This window comes from Mycobacterium sp., from assembly GCF_008709575.1.
Classification (GTDB): domain Bacteria; phylum Actinomycetota; class Actinomycetes; order Mycobacteriales; family Mycobacteriaceae; genus Mycobacterium.
The window spans coordinates 1,286-4,080 of sequence record NZ_VYIK01000110.1 but is presented as its reverse complement, the minus strand read 5'-3'; the positions used below and the strand labels follow the sequence as shown (position 1 = coordinate 4,080).

Below are 2,795 nucleotides of genomic sequence, written 5' to 3'. Positions count from 1 at the left end.
AGGGGACGTGTTTGGGGATTCCGGGTCGGATCGTGCAGATCAGCGACGCCGAGAACTATCTGGCCACCGTCGATGTCAGCGGGGTGCAGCGCAGCATCTCGGTGCGGCTGCTCGCAGACGACATGCCCGCCCCCGATGACTGGGTGCTGGTGCATGTCGGGTTCGCCATGGCCAAAATCGACCAGGCCGAAGCACTGGCAACGTTGACAGCGATCCAGCAGCTCGGCGACGCCTACACCAGCGAGATCGAAGCCTTCGACTCTTCAGCCATCATCTAGGCCATCATCTCGGCCATCATCTCGGCCATCATCTCGGCCATCATCTAAGGAGTACCCATATGAGATTCGTTGACGAGTTCCGTGACCCGGCGGCGGCCCGCCGGTTGATCGGCGCCATCGCGGCGCTGGCCGACAGCGCCGAGTTAGCCGGGGAGCACTTCAAGTTCATGGAGGTCTGCGGCGGGCACACCCACACCATCTACCGGCACGGTATCGAACACCTGCTGCCCGACAACGTCGAGTTGGTGCACGGCCCGGGGTGCCCGGTGTGTGTGATCCCGATGGGCCGCATCGACGACGCGATGTGGCTGGCCGCGCAGCCCGAGGTGATCTTCACCTGTTTCGGCGACATGATGCGGGTGCCCGGCTCGAACGGTAACCTGCTCGACGCCAAGGCCCGCGGGGCTGATGTGCGGTTTGTGTACTCCCCGCTGGATGCGCTGAAGATCGCCGTCGATAACCCCAACAAGCAGGTGGTGTTTTTCGCGGTCGGGTTCGAAACCACCGCGCCCTCGACCGCGGTGACCCTGGTACGGGCCCGCGATCTGGGCGTGGCCAACTTCAGTGTGTTTTGCAACCACGTCACGATCGTGCCGCCGATCAAAGCGATCCTGGAATCCCCGGATCTGCGCCTATCAGGGTTCATCGGGCCCGGACACGTCTCCACGGTCGTGGGCAACCGCCCGTATCGGTTCGTGCCCGAGGTCTACCACAAACCCCTGGTGGTCTCCGGTTTCGAACCACTCGACATCTTGGCGTCGGTGGCGATGCTGCTGACCCAGATCCGCCAGGGCCGCTGCGAAGTGGAAAACCAGTACGCCCGGGTGGTGCCCGAACACGGCAATCCCGCCGCGCTCAAACTGATGTCCACAGTGTTTGCGCTGCGCCCGCACTTCGAATGGCGCGGGCTGGGCTTCATCTCCCAAAGCGCGCTGCGGTTGCACGACGACTACGCCGACTTCGACGCCGAACAGCGCTACACGATGCCCGGAGTACGGGTCGCCGACCCCAAGGCCTGCCAATGCGGCGAAGTCCTCAAGGGTGTGCTCAAACCCTGGGAATGCAAAGTGTTCGGCACCGCCTGCACCCCCGAAACCCCCATCGGCACCTGCATGGTCTCCCCGGAGGGCGCCTGCGCGGCCTACTACAACTTCGGGCGCCTCCACCGCGACGCCGCCACACTGGTGGGATCCATCGGGCGGGCGTGACGGTGGCCGCGCCGTCGGTTGATGTTCGCGGGGCGCAGATGTTCGCCCGCTACGCCCACGCCCCCAACGCGCTGGGCTACTGCGGCCCCCCACTGGGCGCCACCCTGCGCCACGGCTCCATCGAGCAGATCCGCGCCGCCGCAGCCACCTTCACCGGCGCCTGGCCCTACCTACAAGTACTGGCCCGCCTCACCGGCATCCCCGACCCCCTCGATCACCGACTCGTCGAATCCTACTGGCTCGGCGGCGGCATAGCCGCCGACCTCGACCCCACCACCTTCCTCACCGAACTCCTGACCATCATCGGCCCCCAAGCCGGCCACTACTGGTCACACCTCAACACCAACCTGGCAGCCGAGGCAGCACCCAACCACAACTTCCACGTCTTCGCCGTATACCCCTGGACACGACTACTCGGCCAAGGCCTCGACCAACACCCCCTCACCATCCTCGACAACTGCCGCATCACCTGGGGCAAAGTACTCTCTGTTGACACCACGACAGCCAAGGTATGCGCACGGCAATTAGCTTGGGATGGTCAAGGTCTCGCATTGACAACACCGGTCGTGCGGAATGTCGAAATCGACGCCGAAGAAAACATCGGACCGCCCGCACTCACCCCGTGTCAACATGTCGCCATCCACTGGGGCAGGGTGTGCGACGTCCTCACACCTCGACAAGTGGACAGATTGGCGCAAAGCACACACCGACAGATCCGAGTCACCAACCGACGACTCGCAAGGCAGAGACGTTGAGACCCCGAATCGTTCAGCGTGACGGCCAGATCGGCTTCTACTGGGTGGCCTCGGACAGTAAACCGACCTCCTTGCCGAATCTAGTCGTCGACGACGAAGAACCCGATCGGTTGGTGGCCACTCACCTTGAAGCCCTCGATGACGCGTTGATAATCGCGGCCGACCGATTCGGGAAACTACTCGGTGGCGGCAAACAGCCAGACAATCACGAGCGCGAAGCCCTGCTTATTTTGCACCGAAGGCTTGATCACTTATGCCGCGACTTCGCCGGAGCACTCGAGTTGACCAATATCTCCGCTGATCTGCGGGCCGGGAAGATCATCGGCACCGCAGCGCTGTTTTCGATCCGCGCCCGGCAACCTTTGGGTCTTCTCGGACCAGCGCCGTTGGAGGGTGAACTCGACAACCCGTCAATCGGCGTCGTCAGCGGATTCGGCCGGATGTGCCACGTTGACCCGCACAAACCGTGGAAGGGCGGGCGCTGGGTCCTGGAAACCGAATCCGGACGTCGGTTTCCGCTCACCTTGTCGATGCTGCTTATGCTCACGCACTTC

General features: G+C 63.6%; 3 protein-coding genes. All 3 read left to right on the top strand.

The features are described 5' to 3' along the window. Window positions 1-11: 11 nt before the first annotated feature. From F6Q13_RS16805 to F6Q13_RS16795, 3 genes are read left to right on the top strand one after another with little or no spacing between them, the layout of a single operon-like run. Window positions 12-278 carry a HypC/HybG/HupF family hydrogenase formation chaperone gene (locus F6Q13_RS16805; RefSeq protein WP_293058972.1) on the top strand — a complete coding sequence of 89 codons (267 nt, stop codon included), beginning with the start codon at window positions 12-14 and terminating at the stop codon, window positions 276-278. Window positions 279-337: 59 nt separating this feature from the next. Further along, window positions 338-1,486, top strand: coding sequence for a hydrogenase formation protein HypD (gene hypD, locus F6Q13_RS16800; RefSeq protein ID WP_293058963.1), 1,149 nt, complete (start codon window positions 338-340; stop codon window positions 1,484-1,486). A 2-nt stretch (window positions 1,487-1,488) separates the two neighbouring features. Beyond that, window positions 1,489-2,241: a DUF6390 family protein gene (locus F6Q13_RS16795; RefSeq protein WP_293058969.1), complete on the top strand. Its 753-nt coding sequence runs from the start codon at window positions 1,489-1,491 to the stop codon at window positions 2,239-2,241. The last annotated feature ends 554 nt before the right edge of the window (window positions 2,242-2,795 follow it).

Bases quoted from the DNA above. Each gene is read 5' to 3' on its own strand.
- hypD (WP_293058963.1), top strand. From the start codon at position 338: ATGAGATTCGTTGACGAGTTCCGTGACCCGGCGGCGGCCCGCCGGTTG.